This is a genomic window from Alphaproteobacteria bacterium, assembly GCA_004295055.1.
GTDB lineage: Bacteria > Pseudomonadota > Alphaproteobacteria > SHNJ01 > SHNJ01 > SHNJ01.
The window spans coordinates 13,074-39,700 of sequence record SHNJ01000012.1 but is presented as its reverse complement, the minus strand read 5'-3'; the positions used below and the strand labels follow the sequence as shown (position 1 = coordinate 39,700).

The 26,627-nt window shown below is 49.7% G+C and carries 23 protein-coding genes; 12 read left to right on the top strand and 11 right to left on the bottom strand.

Translation table 11 applies throughout. The features are described 5' to 3' along the window. Nucleotides 1-51 precede the first annotated feature (51 nt). From smc to EYC62_02830, 3 genes are all read right to left on the bottom strand, one after another. Nucleotides 52-3,579 carry a chromosome segregation protein SMC gene (gene smc / locus EYC62_02840; GenBank protein ID TAH36053.1) on the bottom strand — a complete coding sequence of 1,176 codons (3,528 nt, stop codon included), beginning with the start codon at nt 3,577-3,579 and terminating at the stop codon, nt 52-54. 110 nt (nt 3,580-3,689) lie between these two features. Next, nucleotides 3,690-4,445, bottom strand: a complete 756-nt coding sequence (locus tag EYC62_02835) for a DsbA family protein (GenBank protein TAH36052.1) — start codon at nt 4,443-4,445, stop codon at nt 3,690-3,692. A gap of 146 nt (nt 4,446-4,591) precedes the next feature. Further along, nucleotides 4,592-5,101 carry a DUF721 domain-containing protein gene (locus EYC62_02830; protein ID TAH36051.1) on the bottom strand — a complete coding sequence of 170 codons (510 nt, stop codon included), beginning with the start codon at nt 5,099-5,101 and terminating at the stop codon, nt 4,592-4,594. Between the two features lie 20 nt (nt 5,102-5,121). Here EYC62_02830 and mutY point away from each other — a divergent pair, with 20 nt between their 5' ends. The 5 genes from mutY (at nt 5,122) to EYC62_02805 (ending at nt 9,282) form a co-directional block, all read left to right on the top strand. Next, complete coding sequence (gene mutY, locus EYC62_02825; GenBank protein ID TAH36050.1) at nt 5,122-6,174, top strand: A/G-specific adenine glycosylase; 1,053 nt, start codon at nt 5,122-5,124, stop codon at nt 6,172-6,174. Between the two features lie 111 nt (nt 6,175-6,285). Then, on the top strand, nt 6,286-6,585 hold the full coding sequence (locus EYC62_02820) for a hypothetical protein (GenBank protein TAH36049.1): 300 nt from the start codon (nt 6,286-6,288) through the stop codon (nt 6,583-6,585). Between the two features lie 169 nt (nt 6,586-6,754). After that, a complete protein-coding gene (locus tag EYC62_02815) occupies nt 6,755-7,021 on the top strand; it encodes a transcriptional regulator (protein TAH36219.1) in 267 nt (88 codons plus the stop codon). A gap of 189 nt (nt 7,022-7,210) precedes the next feature. Further along, complete coding sequence (locus EYC62_02810) at nt 7,211-8,410, top strand: hypothetical protein (protein ID TAH36048.1); 1,200 nt, start codon at nt 7,211-7,213, stop codon at nt 8,408-8,410. Between the two features lie 17 nt (nt 8,411-8,427). Beyond that, nucleotides 8,428-9,282, top strand: a complete 855-nt coding sequence (locus tag EYC62_02805) for a hypothetical protein (protein ID TAH36047.1) — start codon at nt 8,428-8,430, stop codon at nt 9,280-9,282. 46 nt (nt 9,283-9,328) lie between these two features. On the opposite strand, the gene purH is transcribed toward EYC62_02805, so the two are convergent. The 4 genes from purH to EYC62_02785 are packed head-to-tail and all read right to left on the bottom strand — an operon-like array spanning nt 9,329 to nt 14,537. Beyond that, nucleotides 9,329-10,891, bottom strand: a complete 1,563-nt coding sequence (gene purH / locus EYC62_02800) for a bifunctional phosphoribosylaminoimidazolecarboxamide formyltransferase/IMP cyclohydrolase (GenBank protein ID TAH36046.1) — start codon at nt 10,889-10,891, stop codon at nt 9,329-9,331. 18 nt (nt 10,892-10,909) lie between these two features. Next, entirely contained in the window at nt 10,910-12,559 is a 1,650-nt protein-coding gene (locus EYC62_02795) for a hypothetical protein (protein ID TAH36045.1), read from the bottom strand. Between the two features lie 8 nt (nt 12,560-12,567). After that, entirely contained in the window at nt 12,568-13,227 is a 660-nt protein-coding gene (locus EYC62_02790; GenBank protein TAH36044.1) for a ribulose-phosphate 3-epimerase, read from the bottom strand. 17 nt (nt 13,228-13,244) lie between these two features. Continuing rightward, nucleotides 13,245-14,537 carry an MFS transporter gene (locus EYC62_02785; protein ID TAH36043.1) on the bottom strand — a complete coding sequence of 431 codons (1,293 nt, stop codon included), beginning with the start codon at nt 14,535-14,537 and terminating at the stop codon, nt 13,245-13,247. A gap of 48 nt (nt 14,538-14,585) precedes the next feature. Between EYC62_02785 and EYC62_02780 the strand changes: the two genes are divergently transcribed. Next, on the top strand, nt 14,586-14,735 hold the full coding sequence (locus EYC62_02780; GenBank protein ID TAH36042.1) for a DUF1674 domain-containing protein: 150 nt from the start codon (nt 14,586-14,588) through the stop codon (nt 14,733-14,735). Nucleotides 14,736-14,851: 116 nt separating this feature from the next. Here the strand turns inward: EYC62_02780 and EYC62_02775 are convergent, their stop codons facing one another. Both EYC62_02775 and EYC62_02770 read right to left on the bottom strand, forming a co-directional pair. After that, complete coding sequence (locus EYC62_02775) at nt 14,852-16,189, bottom strand: glutamate--cysteine ligase (GenBank protein TAH36041.1); 1,338 nt, start codon at nt 16,187-16,189, stop codon at nt 14,852-14,854. A gap of 24 nt (nt 16,190-16,213) precedes the next feature. Then, nucleotides 16,214-16,942 (bottom strand): 16S rRNA (uracil(1498)-N(3))-methyltransferase, encoded by a 729-nt coding sequence (locus tag EYC62_02770; GenBank protein ID TAH36040.1) that lies wholly within the window; start codon nt 16,940-16,942, stop codon nt 16,214-16,216. Nucleotides 16,943-16,982: 40 nt separating this feature from the next. On the opposite strand from EYC62_02770, the gene ubiA reads away from it, so the two are divergent. From ubiA to EYC62_02740, 6 genes are read left to right on the top strand one after another with little or no spacing between them, the layout of a single operon-like run. Continuing rightward, nucleotides 16,983-17,837, top strand: coding sequence for a 4-hydroxybenzoate polyprenyltransferase (ubiA, locus tag EYC62_02765; protein ID TAH36039.1), 855 nt, complete (start codon nt 16,983-16,985; stop codon nt 17,835-17,837). Next, the gene (locus tag EYC62_02760) at nt 17,837-19,171 is read left to right on the top strand and encodes a TldD/PmbA family protein (protein TAH36038.1); all 1,335 of its coding nucleotides are present in this window, start codon (nt 17,837-17,839) and stop codon (nt 19,169-19,171) included. Before ubiA ends, EYC62_02760 begins: the two co-directional genes overlap by 1 nt. Then, a complete protein-coding gene (locus EYC62_02755; GenBank protein TAH36037.1) occupies nt 19,172-20,974 on the top strand; it encodes an ATP-binding cassette domain-containing protein in 1,803 nt (600 codons plus the stop codon). Continuing rightward, nucleotides 20,975-21,715: a DUF374 domain-containing protein gene (locus EYC62_02750; protein TAH36036.1), complete on the top strand. Its 741-nt coding sequence runs from the start codon at nt 20,975-20,977 to the stop codon at nt 21,713-21,715. It abuts the gene before it with no gap. Continuing rightward, entirely contained in the window at nt 21,712-23,010 is a 1,299-nt protein-coding gene (locus tag EYC62_02745) for a 3-deoxy-D-manno-octulosonic acid transferase (protein ID TAH36035.1), read from the top strand. The genes EYC62_02750 and EYC62_02745 overlap by 4 nt, the downstream gene beginning before the upstream one ends. Continuing rightward, the gene (locus EYC62_02740; GenBank protein ID TAH36034.1) at nt 22,988-23,965 is read left to right on the top strand and encodes a tetraacyldisaccharide 4'-kinase; all 978 of its coding nucleotides are present in this window, start codon (nt 22,988-22,990) and stop codon (nt 23,963-23,965) included. The genes EYC62_02745 and EYC62_02740 overlap by 23 nt, the downstream gene beginning before the upstream one ends. Here the strand turns inward: EYC62_02740 and EYC62_02735 are convergent, their stop codons facing one another. Both EYC62_02735 and purD read right to left on the bottom strand, forming a co-directional pair. Further along, a complete protein-coding gene (locus EYC62_02735) occupies nt 23,966-25,333 on the bottom strand; it encodes an exodeoxyribonuclease VII large subunit (protein ID TAH36033.1) in 1,368 nt (455 codons plus the stop codon). After that, the gene (gene purD, locus EYC62_02730; GenBank protein TAH36032.1) at nt 25,334-26,617 is read right to left on the bottom strand and encodes a phosphoribosylamine--glycine ligase; all 1,284 of its coding nucleotides are present in this window, start codon (nt 26,615-26,617) and stop codon (nt 25,334-25,336) included. Nucleotides 26,618-26,627: the final 10 nt, after the last annotated feature.

Here is a 26,627-nt window from a genome sequence, read left to right as displayed (position 1 = left end):
GTTGAAATTGCTATTATCTTACCCGAAACCTGATACCAGACACCTGAAACCTTACGCTGTGGCGCGCATTTTTTCGGCGGTGTGCAGATCGACCGATACCAATTGTGACACGCCTGGCTCGCCCATAGTCACACCGAACAAACGGTGCATGCGGGCCATGGTCATGCGGTGGTGAGTGATAACCACATACCGCGTGTCATTGCGTTTGGCCATTTCTTCCAGCATGGTGCAATACCGGTCGACGTTGCTTTCATCCAATGGCGCATCGACCTCGTCCAGCACGCAAATTGGTGCTGGGTTGCATTCGAATACCGCGAATAAAAGGGCGATTGCGGTAAGCGCGCGTTCACCGCCCGATAACAACGATAACGCTTGCAATTTTTTGCCGGGTGGCGATGCAAAGATTTCAAGGCCTGCTTCCAATGGGTCTTCGTGTTCGGTCCATTCCAAATACGCCTTGCCGCCGCCAAACAGGCGGGTGAACAGGCGGGAAAAGTTTTCGTTTACCTTCACAAAGGCTTCGGTAAGGCGTTCGCGGCCTTCTTTGTTCAATTCATTGATTCCCTGACGCAATTTCAGTGTTGCGGCGATCAACTCATCATGTTCCGACTGTTGCTTGGTCAATTTTTCTTCGACTTCGGTCGCTTCGATATCGGCACGCAAATTGACCGGGCCCATATTGTCGCGTTCGCGGCGCAAACGTTCTAATTTGTTTTGGGTTGCGGTAAAATCCGGCATATCGGCTGGATCTTTCAATGCGGCGATATCCAGCAATTGTTCCGGGCTTGCTTCCAAACGTTCCTGAATGTCGTAACGCAATTTTTGCTGTTCGGTGTCACCCAATTCTATCGCGGTTTGATGCTTGACGCGTTCTTCGCGCAAGGCGCCGATACTGTTTTGTAGGGCGCGGCCGGATTTATCGACCTCGGATAGTTTGGTTTCGGCTTGCGATAAAATATCGGCGGCTTCGTTGCGCGATTCTTCGGCGGCGGTTATTTGAATCAATAATTGTTCGCGTTGCGCGGCAAATTCGGCGGGCTTGCCGGCCAATTCCTGTTGCTCGGCAATCGCGGTTTCCTGGCGTTCACCCAACATGGCTTGACGGGATTCGACTTCCGTCAGGCGTTTTTGCCAATCGCGCAATTGATTGTCCAATTGCTGCAAACGGGTTTCCCGTTGTTTCGATTCGTTGCTGGATTGTTCATATGTGGCGCGCGCCTGGAACGCTTGATTGCGCAATTCCTCGACACTTAAACGTTTTTGCGACTGATCGGCGCGCATCGCATCGAAATCCGGCTTTTCGCCCATTTCGGCGATCAATGTATCGAAATTGCCTTGGGTTTCGGTTTGTTCCGCCGTCAAACGATCGCAATTTTGCTGCGCCGATTCATATTGCGCCTGGGTAACGGCGATGCGCTGTGTTTCATCCGATTGTTTGCCACGCGCAGCTTGTAATTCGTTATAGGCGGTATCCAGCGCGGTGCGCGACGTTTGTTGACGTTCTTTGGCTTCGGTTAGATTTTGTTGCGCGGTGAACGACAATTGCGCGATGCGGGTTTCCTCCGCATTCAGGTTTTCGAGTTCCTTGGAAACTTCTTCCAGCCGGTTTTTATGGCGCAAATGCGTTGCGGTTTTTTGCGATGCTTGCGCCTTTGCGGTATATCCGTCGAAACGCCACAAATCGCCATTCTTGCTGACCAAACACTGCCCGATCGACAGATAATTTTGCAGCAATTGTCCCGATTCAAAATTTTCAACAACGCCGACCAGCGACAACGCGCGGGTCAATTCCTTTGGCGCTTCGACCATTTGGTTTAATGGGGTTGCGCCATGCGGCAATTCCGGCGCGCTCGCAAATGGCGGCAGACCGCGCCAAAAACGGTCGGCAGAATCTTGCAGGCCAGCAAATAAATCGTCGCCTAAAGCGGCGCTTAATGCGGCTTCGAATCCAGAATTAACGCGCACTTGATCCATGATCGGATCGACGATATCGCTTTCGCTGCTTAAAATCGCGCGCAAGCCATCGGCCTCGGCGCGCAATTTTGCTTTGTTGGCGTTAAATTCTTGCGATTGTTTTTGCGCGTCGTCGTGCGCCGATTGCGCGGTTTGCAGATTTTGCTCGGCTTCAGCCAATTTGGTTTTGGCGTTGCTAACTTCCGCTTCGTTGAATACCACCGCTTGCAAACATAATTGCAAGGAATTGTCGGCATCCAATTTGGTCTTCCATTCATCGCGCTGCGCGGTCGATTTGGTTAAATCATCCGCCAATTTTGTTAAGCGCGATTGCAGTTGGTTTTTGCGTTCTTCCAGCGCGGACCAGCGTGTTTCTTCGCGGCCGATTGTATCGCTTAGATTTTGCAGTTCGGCTTCCGCGGATTTTTGCGCCGACTCGCGGGATTGGAATTCGGTCAATAAATTCGCAACGATTTCTTGCTGGCTGTTTTGAATTTCAGAAATTTCTTTTTGTTCGGCCGATACGGTATCGATGTTTTTACGCGCGTCTTCGGCCAGCTGCTTTTCGCGTTCCAAATCGTTCTGGATTTGCGAGATACGTTGTTCCAGCGCCATTTGCGCGGCCGCCAAACGCGATTCTTCGCCGGTCAATTCATGTTCGGCCAATTTCAACCGTTGTAACGCGGCGGCACGCTCCGCCTCTTTTTGGCGCAGGGCAGGAATATTTCCGGCCAATTCCGCTTGTTGCGCGTTGATTGCGGTCAATTCGGTTTCAAGCCCGGTCAATTCACCGTCAATTTCGCCCTTGCGGGTTTGCGCCGATGAAACACGCGCATTCACATCCACCCATTGATGATGGAAAAACAATGCTTCGGTCTGGCGGAAACGGTCCGCGAGGCTTTTGTACGCGGCCGCTTGCTTGGCTTGCTTTTTCAGCGAAACCAATTGTTCGTTCAATTGGCGTAAAATATCTTCGCTGCGTTTGATGTTGTTTTCCGCTGCATTCAAACGCAATTCGGCTTCATGACGACGGGCGTGCAATCCAACAATGCCTGCTGCTTCTTCCAGCAAAGCGCGGCGTTCGGTCGGTTTTGCGTTGACCAAATGGCCGACGCGGCCTTGGCTGACAATGGCGGTTGAATGTGCGCCGGTGGATGCATCGGCGAAAATAGTTTGCACGTCACGTTGGCGCACGTCACGCGCATTGACTTTATACGTCGATCCTTCGCCGCGGTCGATGCGGCGGCTGACTTCCAGCGCGTCGGCATCGTTGAAATTCGCCGGTGCTTTGCGCAATTGATTGTCCAGGTGCAAAACTACTTCGGCGAAATTGCGCGCGGGACGTGCTTGGGTGCCGTTGAAAATAACGTCGTCCATTTCTCCGCCGCGCAATTGTTTGGCCGATGTTTCGCCCATCACCCATTTCAACGCGTCGACGATATTGGATTTGCCGCAACCATTGGGGCCAACAATTCCGGTCAGGCCAGGTTCCAAGACCAGTTCGGTCGGTTCGACAAAAGATTTGAATCCCGATAAACGCAGTTTAGTTAATTGCACAATTGGCCCCTTACTTGCTTTTAAACCCGCCTTGACGGATTGTTGTTTTTCTAATGTTACCCAGCGTATTCGTTACGCTTGCGTCACTAATATTATTATCGCTGACTGGCCCCGGAAAAGGGAGGCATAGTTATGCGGTTTTGCCCCTTTTCCACAGTATTTTCTTTATTTTTCGGCCCTTACTTTTGGACTTTGCCTTGTTTCAATTGATTGTCCAGAACAGCTTTAAATTCCTCAAACGGCTTGGCGCCTTCGATTTTCTCTCCGCCAATCAAAAAAGTCGGGGTCGATGAAATGCCCAATTCTTTTTCGGCTTTCATGCGGGTTTCCAGAATCTGTTTGTTCAGGGCGCTTTTTTCACCGGAACATTCCTTGTATTTTTCTTCGGTCAAGCCTGCCAGACGGGCGATTTTTTTCAGTTCCGCTTCCGGGTTATTGCCGCGTACCCATTCCTCTTGACTGGAATAAATCGCATCGATAAATGGATAAAACTGCGCTTCCGGCAAGCAATAGGCCATAATGCTGCCTTTTAACGCGATGCCGTCAAACGGAAATGGGCGGAAAATTAATTTTACCAGGCCGGTGTCGACATAATTCTTTTTAATTTCCGGCAAAATTTCTTTGTGAAAATGCGCGCAGTGCGGACAAGTCAAGGATGCATATTCCACAATGGCAACCGGTGCTTTTGGATTGCCCAATACGCGATCCGGTACGGCGGCGGCTGGGATTTTTGCGCCTTGAGTTTTAGCGGGTTTGGTGTTTTCCGGCGCCGCTGGCGTTGTATCGGCGTGGTTATCCGCTGCCAACGCTTGTTGCACTTCAATCGAAGAGATGCGTTTGAATGGATCGTTTTTATAAGCAATAACGCCGTAAATAAATCCAGCTGCATAGATAACAGCGACAAATGCCAACATCATGATTATTATTTTGCGCACACATATCTCCTTTTTAAATGTTGCTGGAATGTAGCCCACCAGACGGCAGCACAGCAATGGAATTTTTTAATAATAACAAGGATTTAGATCGAAATTAAGGCATCGGCGGAAATCTTGTAACTTATTGATATAAAATGGATTTTTTATCAATCTAAACTGGCCGCCAATTTGGCCAGGCTTTCTCGCAATTCCGGCTGTTCTATTTCGTTTAAATTGGCTGGAATTTCAGAAGGTTTGGCGGGGCGCATAACCGGCTTTGCGGTGGCGGCGGTTTTGTTTGGCATATAACCTTGTACCAACCGCAAGCCATGAATTAAACGATGGCCAAAATAACTATTAATCCGTTCAATGATTTGCGGCTGTTGATGCTGAATTTCCAGCGCCGCCGCCCCCATGACCCGCAATTGCAATATACATGGATCGTCCTTGCGGCTTTGGATAATTTTATCGGGGGCGCAGAATTGATTTAACGGCGCGCCGATAATATTGCCCCATTGCGTCAATAATTGCGCCAGACGGGCATCAAACCCAGGAATTTGCTGTAATAATTGCGGCACCAGGCTGGAAGCCGGTTTCAAATAAGAACCTGGCCTGCGGACCACCGGATATGGTTCGCTGTCGTCGGCAGAATAAATTTCAATCTCGTTTTGGTCCATGATTATGCTACATCGATTCTATGGCAAAACGTCGTCAAACGATAGATCAAAAATTACTGGCCTGGTATGATAAAAACCGGCGCGAATTGCCTTGGCGCGCGGCCGCCGGAGCCGTTCAAAACCCATATTATGTTTGGGTTTCCGAAATTATGCTGCAACAAACCACGGTGCCGGCGGTGATGAAATATTTCCCGCGCTTCATCCATCGCTTCCCAACGGTCACGGCGCTGGCGGTGGCAAATTTAGACGATGTTTTAACGCTATGGCAGGGGCTTGGATACTATGCCCGCGCGCGGAATTTACACAAATGCGCTGGCGTTTTGGTGCGCGATTATGGCGGCGAATTCCCCACAACGAAAAAAGCACTGATGGAATTGCCAGGTATCGGCGATTACACGGCCGGTGCGATTGCCGCTATCGCTTTCGATCAAAGTGAATATGCGGTGGATGCCAATGTAGAGCGGGTTATCGCAAGGTTATTTGCGGTTCGCGACCCATTGCCTAAATCAAAACCGCAAATAATTAATCACGCCGCAAAACTGACGCCGCAGAAACGCGCCGGCGATTATTTGCAAGCGATGATGGATTTGGGCGCGGGGCTTTGTTCGATCGATGCTCCGCAATGTACGGTTTGTCCGCTGACAAATAACTGCATGGCGCGCGAGAAGAATATTGCGGTGGGGTTGCCGGTTAAAATTAAAAACAAAAATAAACCGGTGCGGTATGGGCAGGCATTCATTGTCATCAACGACAAAAAACAAATTTTTCTGCGCAAACGCGCCGGCAAATCGATGCTGGGCGACATGATCGAGGTGCCATCGTCCAATTGGGATCATAAAAGCGCAGAGAAAAAATCCAGCCTGTCTGCGCCAAAAGGAACGGGTTGGGATAAATTAAAATCCAAAGTGCGGCACAGTTTTACCCATTTTGACCTCGAGCTGGATCTTTATGTGGCAAATATGAACCGGCATCCGTTTGATGGCGGATTTTGGCATAATATCAATAAGTTGGATCAGGTTGCCCTGCCGACTCTATTTAAAAAAACCATCCGTTTGGGGATCGGTAAAATCTAAAAAACAAAATAATTATTTTTATCGCTTGACTTGTATTTTGTCCGTATTAATGTATCATTATAGTAATACAACAATACAGTCCTTCCTTATCAACCCCCAATGGAGTCTATCATGGTAGAAAATCTAGCGGCTTCTCTTCTTTCCGATCAGAATCAATCCATGCACGGTGTGGACAATCACACGCACAATATCGATGAAAAAGCTAATTTAGCTTGGCCAAGCAAGGGTAACAGACACAATCAGGATTACAGGCACATTGGATTTCTACTGCCAAACCTAATGCCACATATTCACAATATCAGCAGAGCAATTCACATCATGTTCAATCCCAATTCGCACAATTTGACTCCGTTAAACTCTAATTCGAATCATGACCATAATGCTTCCGTTGCCCATAAAAATAACAAGTAATTGTTTTATATAGATAATTTATTTAATAATAACTATTGACCATACTGTCCAATTGTACTACTATGCCACTACAGTAGCGCCATAATACAGAACTACAAAAGTATTTGTGCTGTGGCGCACTTTAGGGAAAGAGAGCCGGACAATGTCAGTCAAAAACAAAAAGGCCAAGGTGGTTTCTTTGTACGAAGCGATCTTATTATTGCGTAACGAAAAAGAATGCCGCGATTTTATGCGCGATCTTTGTACGCCAGGAGAGATTAAAGATATGGAAGAACGCTGGCAAATTGCGCAAATTCTGAACCAGGGCGAAATGTCGTATCGGGAGATTCAGAAAAAAATTGGCGCCAGCGTTACCACGGTTGGCCGTGTCGCAAGATTTTTAAAAGACGAACCTTATCAAGGTTACCGCACAATTTTAAACAGGCTAAGCGAGTAATTATGATCCGCAGCAAATTAAATAATTTCATTTTCTTGACTAGCGCTGTTGCTGCCAGCGCCGCAATCCATTCCATGCATCACCCCAAAAGGGGTCAATAACATTTAATCACATAAATTGTTTATTGGCCCGGTCTTAGAAAAACCGGGCTTATTTATTTTTAAAAATTTCAGATGCATGGAGAATAAAATGAACGGAATAATTACAGATGTTAATGTACAAACTTTCACAACAATTGGCGGCGGGAAGTTTTATAAAGTTGGTTGGGACGATCTTAAAGGACCGGCCCGGAATCTTGCCCTTAAAATAAAAGACAGCCGGCCAATAACCGATTGTGGCATTGCCGGCGCGTTATTGCTGATATCCGATTCCACGTTGACTAGCGCAACGCCAGGCGGATTGGTGTTGTCCGCCGATCTTTTGATCGAAGCTATATTAGCCAAAAACGGAAATGCATATTGTTTTAGCGCAGCGGATATTAAAGCCTATGTCGAAGCATTCGGTGTGGATCGCGTAAAACCCTGGGTGCAGAATAAGGGCGCCAGTATTCGCGATTTTGCAGTGCTGGGTGACGGGCGCCGCAATGTTGATGGCAAAAAATATTGCGGCCAGATTTCCATTTTATTTGCGGCGATTGCACGTGCTGTGGATGAAGGCAATACCGGGTTATTGCAATATCTGTTTGGTGAATTAGAAGCCAATCCCAATCAGCGTATTTGGGCCTATGCCAGAAGCGGCGATATACAGGCGCAATTTGAACCCTGCTATGATCCCAAAGCGCCATGTTATCCGGCGGATGTGCCTTTATTGTATTGTCAATACTTAGCATCAACCGGCGCTAGCCAGGCGCGTATCGCGCCTATTATTCGAAGCTTGATGAATAATAATGCGGATGCCAATTTGCCCAATATTCAAGGGCGCACCCCATATATGGAGGCACTGCGATCCGGACAAAAATTTGTGCTTGAAGAGCTTTCAGTGCAAAAGCCCGATGTAACGGCGATGGCCGCTCCTAATTATCCGGCTTGGGTATTGGCTGCCGAAAAGGCAGGCAAGCAATCCGCCGGGTTGCCGCGTCCTAAACCGCAATCATTTATCCAATATGTTTGCGAGGCCGCGCCACTTTGGGCGGTGCAATGGATGTATGAAAAAGGGTTGATACAAAGTCCCGAACAAAAGAAAAGCGCTTCTGATATCACCCGTGCCCGTTTATCAAAAGCGCTCGGTAAACTCCCCACCATGATTTTAGATGATGCCCGTTTAGCGTATTTCTGTGTCACACAGCAATTCCCGGCGGGTCCGGAACGGGCTTCCGCGTTAAATGCTCTTGGCAAAATGACTGCGGGCATAAGGGGCGCTCTGGGAATAGTTTTACAAAAAACAAAATAAATTAATAGGAGAGAAAAATGGATCAGATCAACAGCATAAAATCTTATGCGGAACAACAAGCCTTACAATTTGCTGAACGTTTGAGTCGCAGATTATCAACTATCCGCCAACCGGATGAATTTGCCGACTGGTTAATTCGTTATGATTACTTCAATCGGGGCTTTCCTGGCGCGGCATTGGAATTGGCCGGGCAAGTGGCCTTTATGGACGATGATTTTGGCGACATCGGCGCGGAAGAGGTTAGTTCCGGTATTATCGCGGCAATCACGGATGAATTCATTGATCGCCAGACAATGGAAACATCCTTGCACAGTAGCCTGCGCCGGGAATTGGTCGCGCGTTCTTTACAGGTTTTATCCGGAAATGCGCGCGCGAATTTGGAATCGGCGCAAAAGCCTTACTATTCTTATCGGCGGTCTGTACTGGAGTCGACAAGAATTGGATACGGGCTTGTGCCGGATGAATCATGCGATCAACTGCGAAGAATTATGGCCGGTATCGCATTTTTTATGGCAAGCGAGACCAGTGGCGCGCAGGAATTCACGGTTTTGAACCGATGCATGTCAAGGAATTGGCCAGTATTGGTAAAAGAACTGGCGGAGGCGGAAGACGATACCGGCAGGCAATTGTACCGTTGGGTCGTGGAGCACCAGGATCTGGAATCAGATCACGCTCGTTTTGCACTTAGCGCTGTTCGGTCTGCCTTTAAGAACTATTCCGCAATGGGCAATAAATCCGATGAATTGGTTTCTTATATTTATCAAGGCATAGATCAATTTTTTAAAATGGCGGATGAAACCTTGATTAAACCGGCAGTAATCCCATCGGTATTGGGCGATTATTTCGCTTTAAATGCAAAAACTGCGGCGTGAATTTACCGGCGGCTGGTTTATAAAACCAGCCGTCTAATTTTATGGGTTAATGCCTAAAATGCCGAGTGCCGGTGAAAACCATCGCAATGCCGGCCTTGTCGGCGGCTTCGATGACTTCGTTATCGCGCACCGAACCGCCGGGTTGGATGATGGCGGTGGTGCCGGCATCGGCAATGGCTTCTAATCCATCGGCGAATGGGAAAAATGCATCCGATGCCGCAACCGATCCGCGCAATTCCAATTTCAATTCGGCCGCCTTTGCCTTGGCGATTCGGGCGGAATCGATCCGGCTCATCTGCCCCGCGCCAATGCCGACGGTCGAAAGATTCTTGGCGTAAACAATCGCGTTCGATTTTACATGTTTGCCAACGCGTTCGGCGAATAATAAATCTTGAACTTCTTCGGCCGATGGTTGGCGTTTGGTCACAACGCGGATTTGCGATTGGCTAGCGGCCGCGCCATCGCGGCTTTGCACCAAATATCCGCCGCTAATGCTGCGGATCGTGTGATGCTCGGCATTTCGCGCGGGGAAATTGGGCAATAACAACAGCCGCAAATTCGGTTTTTTGGCGAATAATTTAATCGCGTCTTCATCGGCTTCGGGCGCAATGACGACCTCGGTGAAAATTTCGGTGATTGCGGTTGCGGTGGCCGCATCCAATTTGCGGTTCATGGCGATAATGCCGCCAAACGCACTGACGGGATCGCAGGCAAGCGCCTTTTTATAGGCGGCCGCCAAATCATCGGCGCTGGCAACGCCGCAAGGATTGGCGTGCTTGATAATTGCGATGCTGGGCGCGTCGAATTCGCAAATCAATTCCAATGCCGCATCGCTGTCCAGCAGATTATTATACGATAATTCCTTGCCTTGAATTTGTTTGGCGTAGGCAAGGCCGGTTTTCTGCGACGGGTTCAGATATAGCGCTGCGCGTTGTTGCGGATTTTCGCCGTACCGCAAAGTTTGTTGGCGTGTACCAGAAACATTCAGGCTTTGCGGGAATTCCTCGCCAGCCTGGCCATTCATCCAGTTCACAATGGCCGCATCATAACGCGAGGTCAGCGCGAAAGCCTTCATCGCCATTTTCTTGCGGAAATCCAGCGATATTTCGCCGCCATTAATGCCCATTGATTCGATAAATTCCTTGTAATCGGCCGGATCGGTAATGATCGTGACATAGGCGTGATTTTTCGCCGCGGCACGAATCATCGCCGGACCGCCAATATCTATGTTTTCAACGCATGTATCGTAATCCGCGCCTTTGGCGACAGTTTCAGAAAATGGATATAAATTCACGACGATCAAATCGAATGGCTTAATATTATGTTCCGAAATCGCCTTGGCATGATCCGGTTTATCGGGTTTGCCCAAAATGCCGCCATGCACCAGCGGGTGCAAAGTTTTAACGCGGCCATCCATGATTTCCGGAAACCCGGTCAGTTTGGAGATATCGTGATGCGGCATTTTCATGTCGGCGAGCGCCTTGGCGGTGCCGCCGGTCGAATAAATTTCAATACCATAGGAAACGAGCAGGGGCGCCAGTTCATCCAAACCGGTTTTATCGGACACGGAAATCAAAGCGCGTTTAATCGAACGTGAATCTTGGGCCATAACTTAATACTTCAGGACTTATTTTTTGCTTTCTTTTTGAATTGCCCATTTGACCGTCGCTGAATCGCCCAGTAACTCGCCGGAAATAACGATTTGCTTGGTCTTTTGGACTTGTCCTTTTTGCCCTAAATAAACGCTATTCTCAAGACCCAGTTTGCCGCCGCTCATCCGCAAGCGCCAGCCAGCGCCGCCGGAGGTGCGTAAAATCACGCTATTTTGCGCTTCGATCGATTGGATTTTGGGATGCAGGTGAAACCGGATGGTAAATTCAATCGGTTCTTGGGTGTTCGCCGCTATCTGGCGGGTGATTGTATCTTCGCCGCGAATATCGTCCCCGGCTGCGTTCGCATAAATTTGCCGCGTATGGGAAATACCGGCGCCGCGATACGCATCGCTTTGCGCGGATAACCAAATTTGTCCTTCCCCGGATTTTCGCTCGGTTTGGATGGAATAGGTTTCGGCTGGTAAATAATCCCGCAGGGAAAGGGTGGAATGCGCGGCGGGGGAACGGCAAGCCTCGATCCAATTGTCGGCGGTGGTAATGCCGCTGCCGCAATTAACGATAATACGTTCGCGCCCAGATGAAAATTCAATTGCTAATGGACTTTGATGGCGGGTTTCCGGATTGCTTGGCGCGAATCCGGCGTCCAGGATTAACAAAGACCTTCCGGTTTGTAACCGGTGCCAGCCCGATTCTTCTAATATGTCTCCGGCTTTGCCCTTGATATTGGCGGATACCAATAACAGATCGAGAAAATCGGCATTATCTTCGAATGCGCCATGAAATAAGGCGAGGCCACCATCGCCATGCCGCAAATGACGCAGCGCGCGCGCCATCGCGGCAATCGCTTCGCCTAAACCTTCGGGCAAAGGCATCTGGGCATATGTAAATAAAGAACGGATTTCGATCAGATCTTGTAAAATCTGCGCTTGCAGGGCTGGCGATCGTTGATAATAACAACCATCCGCTAGAATCTGCCGGTGAATGGCGTCTTGCAATTCAATCACGATTTGCGGAAAATCCAGATAATCGTCGCCCAAGGCGCGCGCGGAAAATAACATGCCTTTGACGGCGGCAATGCGCGCCGGGCCATCGGTTTGATCTTCGTAAATGCGTACCAGATGCCGCAATTGACGCATCAATGATTGAAAAAACTGGTGGCGGAAATGATCGTCTGCAGAACTGCCGAAAAACGCGTATTGCGATAGCCAGGCGGTCAAGCGCTCCCCAATCAGGCCGGGCGCCCAGGATTTTTCTTCCCAGGTTCCGTGCGACGCGAACCAATCTTCCAATAATTGCCGCGCGGTTTGCCGCGCCGCGTTGCCACCAACCGCATGCAAATGCCGCAGCCAGGCGAAAGAATGCAATTCGTCAAAGGCTTGCTGCATCAAAGGCGCTCGCCACAAGGTAATCGTATGACCTTTGGTTTGCGCGGGATGATCTTTGCCGGCCAGCGGAAAAATTCCGCGCATAATCAAATTGCCGATATTAATATCGCCCGCGAAGGCATCGCGCGGAGTTTGTTGCAAATGATTCGGCACTTGGCCATTCAGCATCGCGGAATAAATAGGGCTGGCATAGGCGGCCTTGCGCGCGAATTGCGACAAGCGTTCGGACCATCCTTTGTTTTCGGTTTTTTGTTTTTTTGCGGTCGCGCTTTTAGCCATGGCCGTACCTAGGCCGCGCGCAGTTTTTTCACATTGTCCGCATATGCGGATGCGCCGCCCGCGAAACTGGCGGTACCGGCAACCAATACATTCGCGCCGACAGCAATAACGTCGCGCGCGGTATCGAATGTAATGCCGCCGTCAACTTCTAAATCAATATCGCGGCCGGTTTGATCGATCATTTGCCGCAACATTTTGATTTTAGGCAATTGCGAAGCGATGAATTTTTGTCCGCCAAAACCCGGATTGACGGTCATGACCAGAATTAAATCGATATCGGAAATAACATGCTGCATCGATTCGATTGGGGTCGACGGGTTCAGCACAACGCCTGCTTTTTTCCCGGCGCTTTTGATTAATTGAACGGTGCGATGCAAATGCGGACCGGATTCCGGATGTACTGAAACGATGTCCGCGCCAGCGGCAATAAAATCTGGAATCAGCGGATCGACAGGGGCGATCATCAAATGCACATCGAACGGCAGTTTGGTAACCGAACGGATCGATTTGATAATCGGCGGTCCGAACGTAAGATTCGGCACAAAATGCCCGTCCATCACATCGATATGAATATAATCGGCGCCGGCCGATTCCATGGCGCGAATTTCATCGCCCAGTTTGGAAAAATCGGCGGACAGTATCGATGGGGCTATTTTGATTTTGCGCATATAATTTTGTTAGCAGTTTATGCGCCAAGCTGCAAGCGACAGACATAAAATCCGTCCATTCCACCCATATCGCCGAGGTCGCAAGGCAACGTTCGCACGTCCCCCTGTGGATTAATCAAATCGGCAAATTCCGGTAAATCGGCGGCCGTAATCGGCAAACGCCGCAATTGCGGGTTTTGTTTCAAGGCTTTGGCCATAATTTGCGGACCTTCTTCATCCTGAAGCGAGCAAACCGCGTAAACCAGAATCCCGCCTGGGGCCAGCATTTGCGTGGCATTTAGGAGAATTTTTAACTGCAATTCCGAAAGGCGGTTGATATCGTCCTTGGTTTTTAAATATGGAATATCGGGATGGCGGCGGATCGTGCCAGTCGCGCTGCACGGCGAATCCAATAAAATATGGGATACTTTTTCCGGCGGTTGCCAGCTGGCGGCATCAGCGCAGACGATTCCAGCCGATAAATTCAACCGGCGCAGATTTTGTTCCAGTCTTTTGATGCGTGCTTGGCTTTGATCCACCGCGATCACATTTGCACCCGTTGAGGCCAGTTGCGCGGTCTTGCCGCCTGGCGCGGCGCATAAATCGATAACGGTTTTACCGGCCACTTTACCCAGTAATCGCGCCGGGATCGTGGCGGCCACATCCTGCACCCACCATTCGCCAGCGCCAAAACCATCCTTGGCATCAACGCGGCCGCCAACTTTCAGCCGCAGGCTGCCGTTCGGCAATATGGCTGCTCCCAACCGTTCCGCCCATTTTTCAGGATCGGATTTAACGCTGATATCGAGCCCAGGCTCGACCGCATGGGCCGCCGCAATGGCGGTTGCGACATCATTGCCATAAATATTGGCCCAGCTGTCGTATAACCAGTCCGGCGTGTTCAATGTAATCGCATTCAATTCCGCCAGTTTGACTTCACCCTCGCTTTGCGCGCGGCGTAGAACCGCATTGATCAGATTTTTTAATCCATCCAATTTTTTATGTTTTGCCAACTCAACGCTGGTATGGATGGCCGCATGGGCGGGGGTTTTTAAAAACAATAATTGCGCGATTCCCAGGCGTAAAATATCGGCGGCGGTATAGGCTTTTTTTGGCAACTTCTTGTCCATGAATCCTTGCCAGACGGCATCAATCTCGCCCAAATGGCGCAAGACGGTTGCCAGTAACAGGCGGACAAAACCGCGATCCTCGGCGCTTAATTTTGCGAAATAACGATTAGTGCTTAAACATTGATCCATAGCTTTATGGTCGCGCAAAATATCCTGCAACATTTGCAACGCGACGATGCGGGATTGTAATGGTGAAGCCATGCGCCAATTTACCCTTGATTTTTAACGCGGCAAGGTCAAATTACAATCATGGATAACAATAAAAACAAAGACTTGGAAAATAAGGCGCCCGCCCCAGCGCCGAAACAGCCGCTTGACCCCGAAGTGGGAGGGTATAAAGGTCAGAATCCGACCGAGCATGGCGATTGGCAACATAAAGGCCGCACCACGGATTTTTAAACCCTGACTATGCCGTTGGCTTTTTGCAATTTTCTGCGCTTTTCGGTGCTTGCGTACTTTAACGTACGCTGCGCTCCGGTTCTCGAAAATCACAAAAATCCTTAGGCCTAGCGGGTTTAGTTTTGATCATTAAAAAGTTGGTCTATCTTTCCGCCCCATTCGCCATTCAATTTTTCGATTAACAAATCCGATTGAGTTTTGCCGGATTGTAAAATCTCTTTTAATGGATTCAGGAAGTAAGTTTCATCGGCGCCGTTTTTGTCGCGGAAATCGCGGCGTTTTAAGCCATGTTCAGCAATATTTACAATTTGCCGCGCGATATCGATTACGGTGCCGCCCTGAAATTTGGTGTGTAGTCCCATTTTCGGCGTATCCAGATGCAGGGATCTTCTTTCGTCCGCGGTCCAGTTTTTTATTAAATCGGTCATGGCCAATTGCGCATCTGCGTCGTACAGTAATCCAGTCCATAAAGCGGGCAGGGCGCATAAATATTCCCAGCTGCCGCCATCCGCGCCGCGCATTTCGATCCATGGTTTCAGCCGGACAATCGGAAATACGCAAGTAATGTGATTTTTCCAATCTTCGACAGTGGCGAATTCACCCGGCAGGGCAGGTAGTTTTCCCGCCATAAAATCGCGGAACGATTGGCCGCTGGCGTCGATATATTGTCCGTTGCGAATGACAAAATACATCGGCACATCCAGCAAGTAATCGGCATATTTTTCGAATCCCGAATCGCTATCGAACATAAAAGGCAAATTGCCTGTGCGCGCAGGATCGGTGTGCAGCCAAACATGGTTGCGGTATGACTGGAATTGATTTAGGCCGCCATTTTTAAATGGCGAATTGGAAAACATTGCCCCGATAATCGGCTGTAACGCCAATCCGATGCGCGTTTTCTGGATCATATCGGATTCCGACTCGTAATCCAAATTTACTTGCACTGTTGCGGTGCGCAGCATCATGTCGATGCCCATGTCGCCAACGCGCGGCATGTAATTGCGCATAATGTCGTATCGTTTTTTGGGAACCCATGTGAAATCGCTGCGGTCCCATTTCGGGTCAAATCCAAGCGTCAGAAATCCGATGTCTAATTCATTACCCACATCTTCCGTTTCACGCATATGGGTGCTGACGCTTTTACAGCAATGATGCACCGACGGCAATGTGGCGCCGGATAATTCCACCGCGCCGCCAGGTTCCAACGTAATGGATTGCGTTTCGCGTCTCAGGGCGACAATATTCCCGCCCTCATAAACGGCCTGCCAATTGTATTTCTCGATTAGTTTTTGCAGCAGGGCGGTTGTGCTGACCGGGCCGGAAAATGGAAGCGGTTTCAAAGTTTTTTTATTAAACGCAAACCGTTCGAATTCAACCCCGATCTTCCATTCGCTGCGCGGTTTGGACTGATGGGTAAAAATTTCGATCAATTCGGATTTTTGCAACATGGTCATGCCGGATATATAGTCCGCGTTTAATTATTTCCAGTCGCCGTAAATCGCGCCATAAACCGCAAGGCCGGTCATGGCGGCGGTTTCGGCGCGCAGAACGCGTGGGCCAAGATTGGCGGATTTCACAAACGGCAGAGAGTTTAAATAATCGCGTTCCTTGGCGCTAAACCCGCCTTCCGGGCCAGATAAAAACGCCGGTTTTTGACCCTGCATATCCGCTAGAATCTTTGGCAGTGGCGGCGAGGTCCGCATTTCATCGCAGAAAATCAACGCACGGTCTTTGGGCCATGCGGCCAGAATATTTTTCAACGAATCGGCTTGTTTCACCGCTGGCACGGTTAATCGCCGCGATTGCTGGCTGGCTTCGATCACATTGGCGGCGGCGCGTTCGATATTAAACCGTTCGGTATTGGTATAATCGGTAAAAACCGGCTGTAAAACCGATGCGCCCAATTCGGTGCATTTTTGTAAAATAAAGTCGGTTTGATCTTTTTTCACCGGCGCGAATAAAACCCAAACGTCCAAATCCGATTTTTGCGATTCTGTCTGTGTGCCGGTTACGATCGATGTTTTACCGTCGAATTCGGCCACATATTCGCCGTCGCGGCCGTTAAAAACATGGATCTTCGCGCCAGTATCCGCGCGCAGCACATTGCGCAAATAATGCGCCTGGTCTTTATTCAAGGGGATATCGCGCCCGGCGGCCAAATCGCTCGCTAGATAAAGCCGTGTTTTTGCTTTATATTCCGTACTCATGCGGCAGAGAGTATCGCATTAAAGCCAAAGGTCAAGATCCATGAATTTCAATGCTATTGCGCGCCTTTCGCGCTGGGACAAGCCGGTTGGGATCTGGCTGTTATATTTTCCATGCCTGTGGGGGCTTGGGCTTGCCTGGAATGGCGATTTGACCGCATATATTTATTACGCGAGCCTGTTTTTTATCGGCAGCGTTTTACTGCGCAGCGCCGGATGCATTTACAACGATCTTTGCGACCGCGATTTCGATGCCAAGGTTGAGCGCACCGCTATGCGGCCCCTGGCCAGCGGCGAGATTTCCAAGAAACAGGCGATCATATTGATTATATTTTTGTGCGTCTGCGCCTTGCCAATTTTATTTGTTCTAAATAATTTTGCGCGAATCGTTGCGTTGGGCGCAATTATTCCGGTTGCTTTATACCCATGGATGAAACGTATCACCTATTGGCCGCAATTGTTTCTGGGCATTACCTTTAATTGGGGAATTTTGGTTGGATATGCGGCTTTGCAAGGGCGGCTCGACCCCGCAGCCGGTCTTTTATATATGGCGGCGATATTGTGGACTTTGGCTTACGACACTATATATGCCTTGCAGGATATAGAGGACGATATGCGGATTGGCGTGAAATCAACGGCGGTTTTAATGCAAGGTTCAGTGCATCCCATGGCTTTATTATGCTATGTTTGGATGGCGTCAATCCTTGTATTTCTGGGGGTTTTACAAGGATTTGGCATGGTGTACTTTGGCCATATGTTTGTGCTAAGTTGCCTGTTGTTATGGCAGGTGTTAACCCTTCTGTCGGGCGATGCGCAAAATGCGCTTGCAAGGTTTAAAAGCAATATTTGGGCCGGGTTGATCGTATCCTCGGCTTTATTTATGGAAACGATTTTATAATGACGGATCATTTGAATTTTTTGGGCGATATTATTGGTAAAGCGATTGCCAAGGGGGCAAGCGCGGCCGACGCTATTTTGGTGGACTCCGTTAGCCAGGATGTATCGGTACGGTACGGCAAGCTGGAAAAATTGGAACGCTCCGCCTCGGCCGATGTTGGTTTGCGCGTATTTATCGGTAAAAAACAATCGGTAGTATCTTCGTCCTATTCCAATTTAACCGAAATCAACGAAGTGGTTGACCGCGCGGTCGCGATGGCCAAGGCCTCGCCGGATGATCCGTATTGCGGCCTTGCCGATAAAAACGACTCTTTGATTGGCGAGCATAAGCATCATAACGCCGATGATTCCGATATTGGCGAAGAAAAATTGCAAGAATGGGCAAAGAAAGCCGAGGACGCCGCGCAAGCCGTTAAAGGCGTTACCAAAAGCGAAGGCGGCGACGCGCACGCCAGCCGTTCTAAAATTTATTTGGTAAATAGTAATGGTCTTGCCGGTGAATATGATCAATCGAGTTTTTCAGTATCGGCATCGGTGATTGCCGGCGAAGGCACCGGGATGGAGCGCGATTATGATTATAGCTCCGCCGTTTTTTACAAGGACATGATCTCGCCGGATATTATCGGCCGCAAGGCCGGCGAGCGTGCTGTAAGGCGCCTGAATCCGCGCAAAGTCAAAACACAGCAAGTGCCGGTGGTATTCGATCCGCGCGTCGCGCGCGGTATTGTGGGATATGTGGCCAGCGCAATCAATGGCGCGACGGTGGCGCGTGGCACATCATTCTTGAAATCGAAAATGGGTCAGCAAATATTTAAGGGCTCCATCAATATTATCGACGATCCATCGCGCCCACGCGCCTTGCGGTCCCGGCCGTTCGATGCCGAAGGCATCGCGACGCGCAATATTCATTTTATCGAAGGCGGTTATTTAAAGAATTGGATTATGGATTGCCGCTCCGCCCGTCAATTGGGTTTGCATTCGACCGGTCATGCGGTGCGCGGCGTTTCCAGTGTGCCATCGCCTTCGATCAGCAATTTTTATTTGGCTTCTGGTTCGGTTACGCCGCAACAATTGATGGCCGATATTAAGCAAGGGTTCTATGTCACTGAAACCATGGGCATGGGAGTGAATCTGGTTACTGGCGATTACAGCCAGGGCGCATCCGGGTTTTGGATTGAAAACGGGCAGATTGCTTATCCCGTATCGGAAGTCACCATCGCCGGGCATTTATCGGAAATGTTTATGGAACTGACGCCGGCCAATGATTTGGAATTTAAATATGGCGTCGACAGTCCGACAATTCGTGTCGGGCAAATGACGCTGGCGGGACAATAGATGGATAAAATCAAACCGAATTTTGCTACCACCCGTACTCTTATGCGCCGCTTGGCGCGCGATCACATTAAAAATTATAAGGGCCGCCTGGGTCTGGCCTTGTGCATGATGGTCATTATCGCCGCGACCACGGCCACATTTGCAAAATTGATCGAACCGATTCTGGATAAAATATTTATCGAAAAAAACGAAGCCGCCCTGTGGCCAATCGGTCTTGCGGTAATCGTATTGTTCGCCGTGCGCGGCCTTGCGACTTATGGCGAGGCGATGCTGATGAACGGCATTGGCCAGGGCATTATTCGCGATTTGCAAAACCGGATGTTCCGCCATGTGGTGCGCGCGGATCTGGCATTTTTTCACGGTTCGCAAACTGGCGCGTTGGTATCGCGCTTTACATATGACGTAGGGATGTTGCGTTATGCGGTGGCGAACACCATCACGGGCATGGGCAAGGATATTCTGACACTGATTTTCCTGATGGGGATGTTGTTTTATCAGGACGCCAAATTGGCTTTTATCGCGCTGGTAGTTTTTCCTTTAACCGCGTTTCCGATTGCCAAATTGGGCCGTAAGGTGCGTAAATTATCGTATACATCGCAGGGCAGCGCGGGCACGTATGCATCATTATTGGAACAAGTATTTCATGGCATGCGCCACGTGAAGGCGAATAATACAGAAGACGAAGAAGTTTCCCGCGCCGAACATTTGACCGAAAATCTTTATATTTTATCCCAACGTTCGCAACGTTATCGTTCCGCGAATTCTCCCATTATGGAATTTTTCGGCGCCATCGCGGTTTGCGCCGTTATTATTTATGGCGGATATCAGGTTATTGACGGCTATAAAACCACGGGCGCTTTTTTCTCGTTTATCACGGCGTTATTGTTGGCGTATGAGCCGTTAAAAGGCCTTGCAAAATTAAACGCCGGATTGCAAGAAGGCATGGCTTCCGCCCAGCGTATTTATGACTTGCTCGAAGTGCCGTCTAAAATTGTCGACGCTCCGGATGCCAAGGATTTAGAATTGGCTCAAGCCAAAATCGAATTCCGCGATGTCGAATTTTCGTATGATAATGGCAAAACCGCGTTATGGAATATGCAACTGGATATTCCGGCTGGCCGCACTACGGCCCTGGTCGGTCCATCGGGCGGCGGCAAAAGTACGATTTTAAATCTAATCCCGCGCTTTTATGATGTAAGCAAGGGTTCTATCGTGATTGATGGCCAGAATGTGCGCGATGTAACTTTGCATAGCCTGCGCGATGCGATGGCGCTGGTCAGCCAGGAAACTTTGCTGTTCGACGATACGATCCGCGCCAATATTGCCTATGGCCAAAAGAACGCCGGGGAGCTGGATATTATTCAGGCGGCCAAGGCGGCGGGCGCGCATGAATTTATCATGTCCATGCCAAATGGATACGACACACCGGTTGGTCCGCAAGGATCGAAATTGTCGGGTGGCCAGCGGCAACGCGTGGCGATTGCCCGCGCCATGCTGAAAAACGCGCCCATTCTGTTGCTGGACGAGGCAACCTCGGCGCTCGACAGCAATACCGAACGCCAGGTACAAAGCGCCTTGCAGGATTTGATGCGCGGCAGAACCACGATTGTGATTGCGCATCGCCTGTCGACCATCGTCAACGCGGATTTGATTTATGTCATCGATCAAGGTTGGGTGGTGGAATCCGGCACCCATCAACAATTGCTGGCCAAGGGCGGTGCGTATGCCAAATTATATAGCATGCAATATCAGGCCCAGGATCAGAACCAACCAGCGCCGCAATTGAACGCAGTGAACGCGTAAATGTCCAAAAAATTCCGCCGCAAATTGATTCAATCTTCGTTGGTGCAATCGCTGATTTCCTGGGTTGCCTATTTATATATGGAATTGGTGTATTACACGTCGCGCTGGGAACACCATAATCGCGCGGTGCCGGAATCATTTTGGGATGCCGGCAAACCGATGATCGTCTGTTTTTGGCATAATCGTTTGCTGTGCATGTGCCGTTGCTGGCGCAAAGGGGTGAAGGCGACGATTTTGATTTCGCAGCATCGTGACGGCAGATTTATTTCACAAACTATTCATCATTATGGCGTGGGCACGGTTACAGGCTCCACCTCGCGCGGCAGCAGCGCCGCATTGCGGGAAATGGTCGAAAAAATTGAACAGAGTTATTGTGTCGGCATTACCCCGGATGGGCCGCGTGGGCCGCGATTCCAAGCCGCGCCTGGCCCTGTGTATCTGGCGAAACTAACCGGCATTCCAATCGTTAATGTTTCGGTTGCGACCAGTAAACGCAAGGTTTTACAAAGTTGGGACCGGTTTTTGGTCTGTTTGCCATTTTCGCGTGGCGCCTATGTATGGGGTAATCCTATCCATGTGCCGCAAGATTGCAGCGACGCGGACCTGGAACTATACCGCCAGAAATTAGAGCAGGACTTGATAGATGTTTCGAATCGTTCCGACCAATTATGCGGTCAGACGCCAATCCCCTTGGACGAATCCAGGCTTAATGATATGATGTCTCAACGGAAAGCATCATGAATAAACTGACTCTGTATCGATGGACACTGCGTGCGATCGCCCCGATTTTGCGGTTGTATTTAAAAATCCGTGTGCGGTTGGGTAAGGAAGACCCACAACGTCTATGCGAACGATTCGGACGGGCTACTATGCCACGTCCCGCCGGGCGTTTGGTTTGGATACATGCGGCCAGCGTCGGCGAAAGCCAATCGGTATTAACCTTGATCGAACGGCTATTTATACTTTATCCGAATATCACCGTTTTAATCACCACCGGCACAAAAACATCGGCGGAATTTATAAAGCCACGCCTGCATTCCCGGTTGTTGCATCAATATATTCCGCTGGACCATCCAGGATGGGTGGACAGTTTTTTGCATCATTGGATGCCAAATTTCGCCATTTGGGTGGAATCGGAATTATGGCCGAATCTGATTTCCCAAACCAAGGCGCGCAATATAGATATTGTTTTATTGAACGCGCGCATGTCGGATGAATCATTTGAATCTTGGCAAAAGAATCCTGGTTTTATTGCGCAATTATTGAAAAACTTTTCTCATGTGCTGGCGCAAAATGAAACTTATGCGCGTTATTTTACGGCGCTTGGCGCATCGCCAGTTGAAATTTCCGGAAATTTAAAATTTGCCGCCGCTCCACTGCCTTATCGCCAGGCTGACCGGCATTGGTTACAGCAATCTATAGGCAGCAGGCTTGTATGGTGCGCCGCCAGCACGCATGAGGGCGAGGAAAAATCGATCGGCGAAGCGCATCGTGTTTTACGGCAAAAATATCCGGGGCTTTTGACTATTATCGCTCCGCGCCACCCGCAACGCAGCACCAAGATTCAAAATGAATTGCGCATATTGGGGCTGAATGTGGCTGTGCGTTCGCGCGGCCAAGCCATTGCGGCTTCAACCGATATATATTTAGCCGATACGATTGGCGAGCTTGGTTTGTTTTTCTCCGTTTGTAAAATCGTATTCATGGGCGGCAGTTTAAAAGTCAAAGGCGGGCATAATTTGCTGGAACCGGCGCGATATGGATGCGCCATAGTTTATGGTCCGCAAATGCAGAATTTTGTTGATCTTCATCAGGCGATGCAATCCGCGCAAGCGGCCTGGGTGGTAAATAATGATTTGGAATTGCAATCCTATGTGCAAAGATTGCTGGGCGATATTTATATTTCTCAAAGTCTGGGGCAACGAGCGCTTGCCGTGGCACAAAGTCAAGACCGGATTTTAGATTTTGTAGTGGCGCGTTTGCAGCCCTATATAGGCCCTGTTCAACAACAGGATGTGCGCTATGCAAACGCCTGAGTTTTGGCATATCGATTGCCCCGCCGCGCGTTGTTTTACGCCCTTAAGCTGGTTATATGCCGGACTTGGAAAAATGCGCCGCGATTTCGCCAAAACATACAAGGCATCTGTGCCGGTTATTTGTGTCGGCAATGTGGTGGCTGGCGGGGCGGGAAAAACGCCAATTTGCCTCAGTCTGGGCGAGTTTTTTAAAAAACAGAATAAAACCCCGGTATTTCTAAGTTATGGGTATGGGGGCATTTATGGCGGTCCATTGGTGGTCGATCCCCACGCGCATCAAGCGATTCATGTTGGCGATGAAGCCTTATTATTGACCCGCACGGGCATAACCGTCATCGGCGAAGATCGTGTCGCCGCGTCTAAATTGGCCGTATCCGAAGGCGCGGATGTTATTGTGATGGATGATGGATTTCAGAATCCATATCTTCACAAAGATTTATCGTTGCTGGTGGTGGATGGCGAATATGGCGTTGGCAATGGCCGGATCATTCCGGCCGGGCCATTGCGCGAAAAATTCGATCATGCGGTCGATCGCGCCGATACCATCGTTCTGTACGGCCAAGATAAACACCATCTATTTGCCAGGATTCCAAGCAGCAAGCCGATTCTGCAAGCCAGGATGGTGCCGGATGCGCGGCAAATCGAAAAACTGAAGGGCCGGAAAATCATGGCTTTTGCCGGAATCGGCCGCCCACAAAAATTTTACCATATGTTGCGGGATTACGGTTTAAATGTAATTGAAACCCATGATTTTCCCGATCATCATTATTTCAATTCCTCGGAAATTGTTTTACTGATCAAAGAAGCCGAACGCCAAGGCGCCCATCTGGTCACAACCGCCAAAGATTTAGTGCGCATCGAACAAAATCTGCAAGAAAATATCGAACCTATTCACGTGCGGGTGGAATGGTCCGATCCAGGCCAATTGGAAAAATTATTAAGCCGGTTTATGTAACTATTTTCTCTTCTTGTCTTTAATCGTGGCTGTGGATTCTCCATCGTGCAAACGAATTCTGTAATCTTCGCCGACATTGACGGCGTCGATTTTAGTCACCGCCTGGCCATTTTGATCCAGCATTAACGCAAATCCGCGCTCCAACACCCGTTCATAAGACAGGGTTTGCAGCAGCCTTGTTTGTTTGGAAAACTGATCTTTGGCGCGCTGCAAATGCCGTATGATCGCCTGGCGCAATCGGGCTTCGGATTGTTTGATTTGTTGCCCTTGGCGGCGCAGGTCAAGCCGCAATAATTCGGGCGAAATATGAATCTTATGCAATCGCAGGTTTCGCGCATGTAGAAACGCGGCAACCGATTTGGACAGGCGTAAAACGCGTTCATCCAGTTTCTGCTGCATCATCGCTAAACGTTCGCGCGGGTGGGGCAGGCCGCGGGACAGGCTTTGCAAATGTTTTTTATGCAATTGCAGAAATTTGGCGATGGCATTTTGTAGTCTTGCGGTTTTATCCGCCATGGCGGCGATCAATTGCAATCGCACCGGTACCGCCAATTCCGCCGCCGCGGTTGGTGTCGGCGCGCGAACATCGGCGACATAATCGATCAAAGTAACATCGGTTTCATGCCCCACTGCCGAAATAACCGGAATTGAACAATTGGCGACAGCGCGGACGACCGATTCATCGTTAAATTCCCATAAATCCTCGATACTGCCGCCGCCGCGCGCGACGATTAAAACATCGGGCTTTGGAATGCCATTTTCCGGCAATTTTGTGTCAAAGCCCGTAATCGCGGCGGCGATTTGCGCGGCGGCGCCATCGCCCTGCACCGGCACCGGCCAAACCAATACATCGCGAGGAAACCGATCGGCCAAACGATGCAGGATGTCACGGATAACGGCGCCAGTCGGGGATGTCACCACGCCAATAACGCGCGGCAAGAACGGCAATTTCTTTTTTCGTTCGGGATCGAATAATCCTTCGGCGGCCAGTTTTTTCTTGCGTTCTTCCAGCAATTTTAACAATGCGCCTTGGCCGGCAAGTTCGATCGAATCGACGATAATCTGATATCGCGATCCGCCGGGATAGGTTGAAACCTTGCCGGTCGCGATGATTTCCATCCCGTCTTCCGGTTTTATTTTCAATCGCGGCACGCTGAATTTCCAGCACACGCCGTCCAAAACCGCATCCGCGTCTTTTAATTTGAAATATACATGGCCCGATGCCGGGCGGCTTAGGCCTGATATTTCTCCGCGCACCCGCACCCGTTCAAAACTGCCTTCGACCACGCGTTTAACCGCATGGGCAATTTCCGAAACCGTAAATTCGGGAATATTGCTGGGAGAATTTTGAAATGCCGGATCGGCCATTTACGCCACTTGTTTTTTGCCGGCAATCGCGCGCCAGCCAATATCTTTGCGGTAAAAACCGTCCGGCCAGTCGATTTTGCCAATCGCGTCATAAGCTCGTTTTTGCGCCTCGGCAATGGTTGTGCCTTCGCCAACTATAGATAAAACGCGGCCGCCATCGGCAACGATTTGATTTTCATTCCATTTGGTTGCGGCATGGAACAGTTGAATATGCGGCAGACCTTTCAGAGCATCCAAATTGCGGATCGGCGTGTATTTCTTATATTGTTCCGGATACCCTTGGCTGGCGTAAACAACGCCCAATGTACATATATCGCGCCATTTTAACGCGGGTAGGGTGGATAATTTTCCGGTCGCGGTCGCGTATAAAACCTTCAGCCAATCGCCATCCAGGCGGGGCAAAATCGCCTGGCATTCCGGATCGCCAAACCGCACATTATATTCAATCAAATGCGGTCCGGTCTCGGTAATCATCAGGCCGGCAAATAACACGCCGCGAAACGGCATGCCGCGCGATACCATCGCGCGCGCGGTTGGGCGGATAATTTTTTCCATCACTTGTTGTTGAATGGCGGGGGTAAAAACTGGCGCGGGGGAGTAAGCGCCCATACCGCCGGTATTCGGGCCCAGATCGCCATCAAAGGCGCGTTTGTGATCTTGCGCCGCGACCAATGGCACCACGGTTTCGCCATCGACCAGGGCAAAGAAGCTCGCTTCCTCGCCATCCAAAAATTCTTCGATAACCAGCGACGGATGGCCTTCGGGACCAGGCGATAATAATTTTTTTGCCGCTCCGACCGCTTCGGCTTGATTTTCGGCGATAATAACACCCTTGCCGGCGGCCAGCCCGTCGGCCTTGACCACCACTTTGCCTTTCATTCTGGCTATAACTTTTTCCGCCGCTGGCACATCGTAAACGCGTTCATATCCGGCGGTTGGAATATTATGTTCGCGGCATAAATCCTTGACGAATCCTTTCGATCCTTCTAATTGCGCGGCTGCTTGCGATGGGCCAAATACAGGCACATTTATTTTTATCAGATGATCGGCAAGTCCGGCGACTAGTGGTTGTTCCGGGCCGACAACCACAAAATCGATTTTGTTGGTTTTGATAAAATCGGTAATCGCAGTAAAATCGGTCACGGATATATTGGCGCCTGCGGCGATTTGCGAAATGCCATAATTGCCAGGGGCGCAAAATAATTTACCGCAATCGGGCGATTGTGTTATTGCCCAGCATAATGCATGTTCCCGCGCGCCGCCGCCAATGACCAAAATATTCATGGAAATTCCC

What these genes read in the sequence shown, in the direction of transcription:
- EYC62_02830 (TAH36051.1), bottom strand. Translation starts at nt 5,101, where the DNA reads ATGGACCAAAACGAGATTGAAATTTATTCTGCCGACGACAGCGAACCA.
- mutY (TAH36050.1), top strand. Translation starts at nt 5,122, where the DNA reads ATGGCAAAACGTCGTCAAACGATAGATCAAAAATTACTGGCCTGGTAT.
- EYC62_02820 (TAH36049.1), top strand. Translation starts at nt 6,286, where the DNA reads ATGGTAGAAAATCTAGCGGCTTCTCTTCTTTCCGATCAGAATCAATCC.
- EYC62_02810 (TAH36048.1), top strand. Translation starts at nt 7,211, where the DNA reads ATGAACGGAATAATTACAGATGTTAATGTACAAACTTTCACAACAATT.
- EYC62_02805 (TAH36047.1), top strand. Translation starts at nt 8,428, where the DNA reads ATGGATCAGATCAACAGCATAAAATCTTATGCGGAACAACAAGCCTTA.
- purH (TAH36046.1), bottom strand. Translation starts at nt 10,891, where the DNA reads ATGGCCCAAGATTCACGTTCGATTAAACGCGCTTTGATTTCCGTGTCC.
- EYC62_02795 (TAH36045.1), bottom strand. Translation starts at nt 12,559, where the DNA reads ATGGCTAAAAGCGCGACCGCAAAAAAACAAAAAACCGAAAACAAAGGA.
- EYC62_02790 (TAH36044.1), bottom strand. Translation starts at nt 13,227, where the DNA reads ATGCGCAAAATCAAAATAGCCCCATCGATACTGTCCGCCGATTTTTCC.
- EYC62_02785 (TAH36043.1), bottom strand. Translation starts at nt 14,537, where the DNA reads ATGGCTTCACCATTACAATCCCGCATCGTCGCGTTGCAAATGTTGCAG.
- EYC62_02780 (TAH36042.1), top strand. Translation starts at nt 14,586, where the DNA reads ATGGATAACAATAAAAACAAAGACTTGGAAAATAAGGCGCCCGCCCCA.
- EYC62_02775 (TAH36041.1), bottom strand. Translation starts at nt 16,189, where the DNA reads ATGACCATGTTGCAAAAATCCGAATTGATCGAAATTTTTACCCATCAG.
- EYC62_02770 (TAH36040.1), bottom strand. Translation starts at nt 16,942, where the DNA reads ATGAGTACGGAATATAAAGCAAAAACACGGCTTTATCTAGCGAGCGAT.
- ubiA (TAH36039.1), top strand. Translation starts at nt 16,983, where the DNA reads ATGAATTTCAATGCTATTGCGCGCCTTTCGCGCTGGGACAAGCCGGTT.
- EYC62_02760 (TAH36038.1), top strand. Translation starts at nt 17,837, where the DNA reads ATGACGGATCATTTGAATTTTTTGGGCGATATTATTGGTAAAGCGATT.
- EYC62_02755 (TAH36037.1), top strand. Translation starts at nt 19,172, where the DNA reads ATGGATAAAATCAAACCGAATTTTGCTACCACCCGTACTCTTATGCGC.
- EYC62_02750 (TAH36036.1), top strand. Translation starts at nt 20,975, where the DNA reads ATGTCCAAAAAATTCCGCCGCAAATTGATTCAATCTTCGTTGGTGCAA.
- EYC62_02745 (TAH36035.1), top strand. Translation starts at nt 21,712, where the DNA reads ATGAATAAACTGACTCTGTATCGATGGACACTGCGTGCGATCGCCCCG.
- EYC62_02740 (TAH36034.1), top strand. Translation starts at nt 22,988, where the DNA reads ATGTGCGCTATGCAAACGCCTGAGTTTTGGCATATCGATTGCCCCGCC.
- EYC62_02735 (TAH36033.1), bottom strand. Translation starts at nt 25,333, where the DNA reads ATGGCCGATCCGGCATTTCAAAATTCTCCCAGCAATATTCCCGAATTT.
- purD (TAH36032.1), bottom strand. Translation starts at nt 26,617, where the DNA reads ATGAATATTTTGGTCATTGGCGGCGGCGCGCGGGAACATGCATTATGC.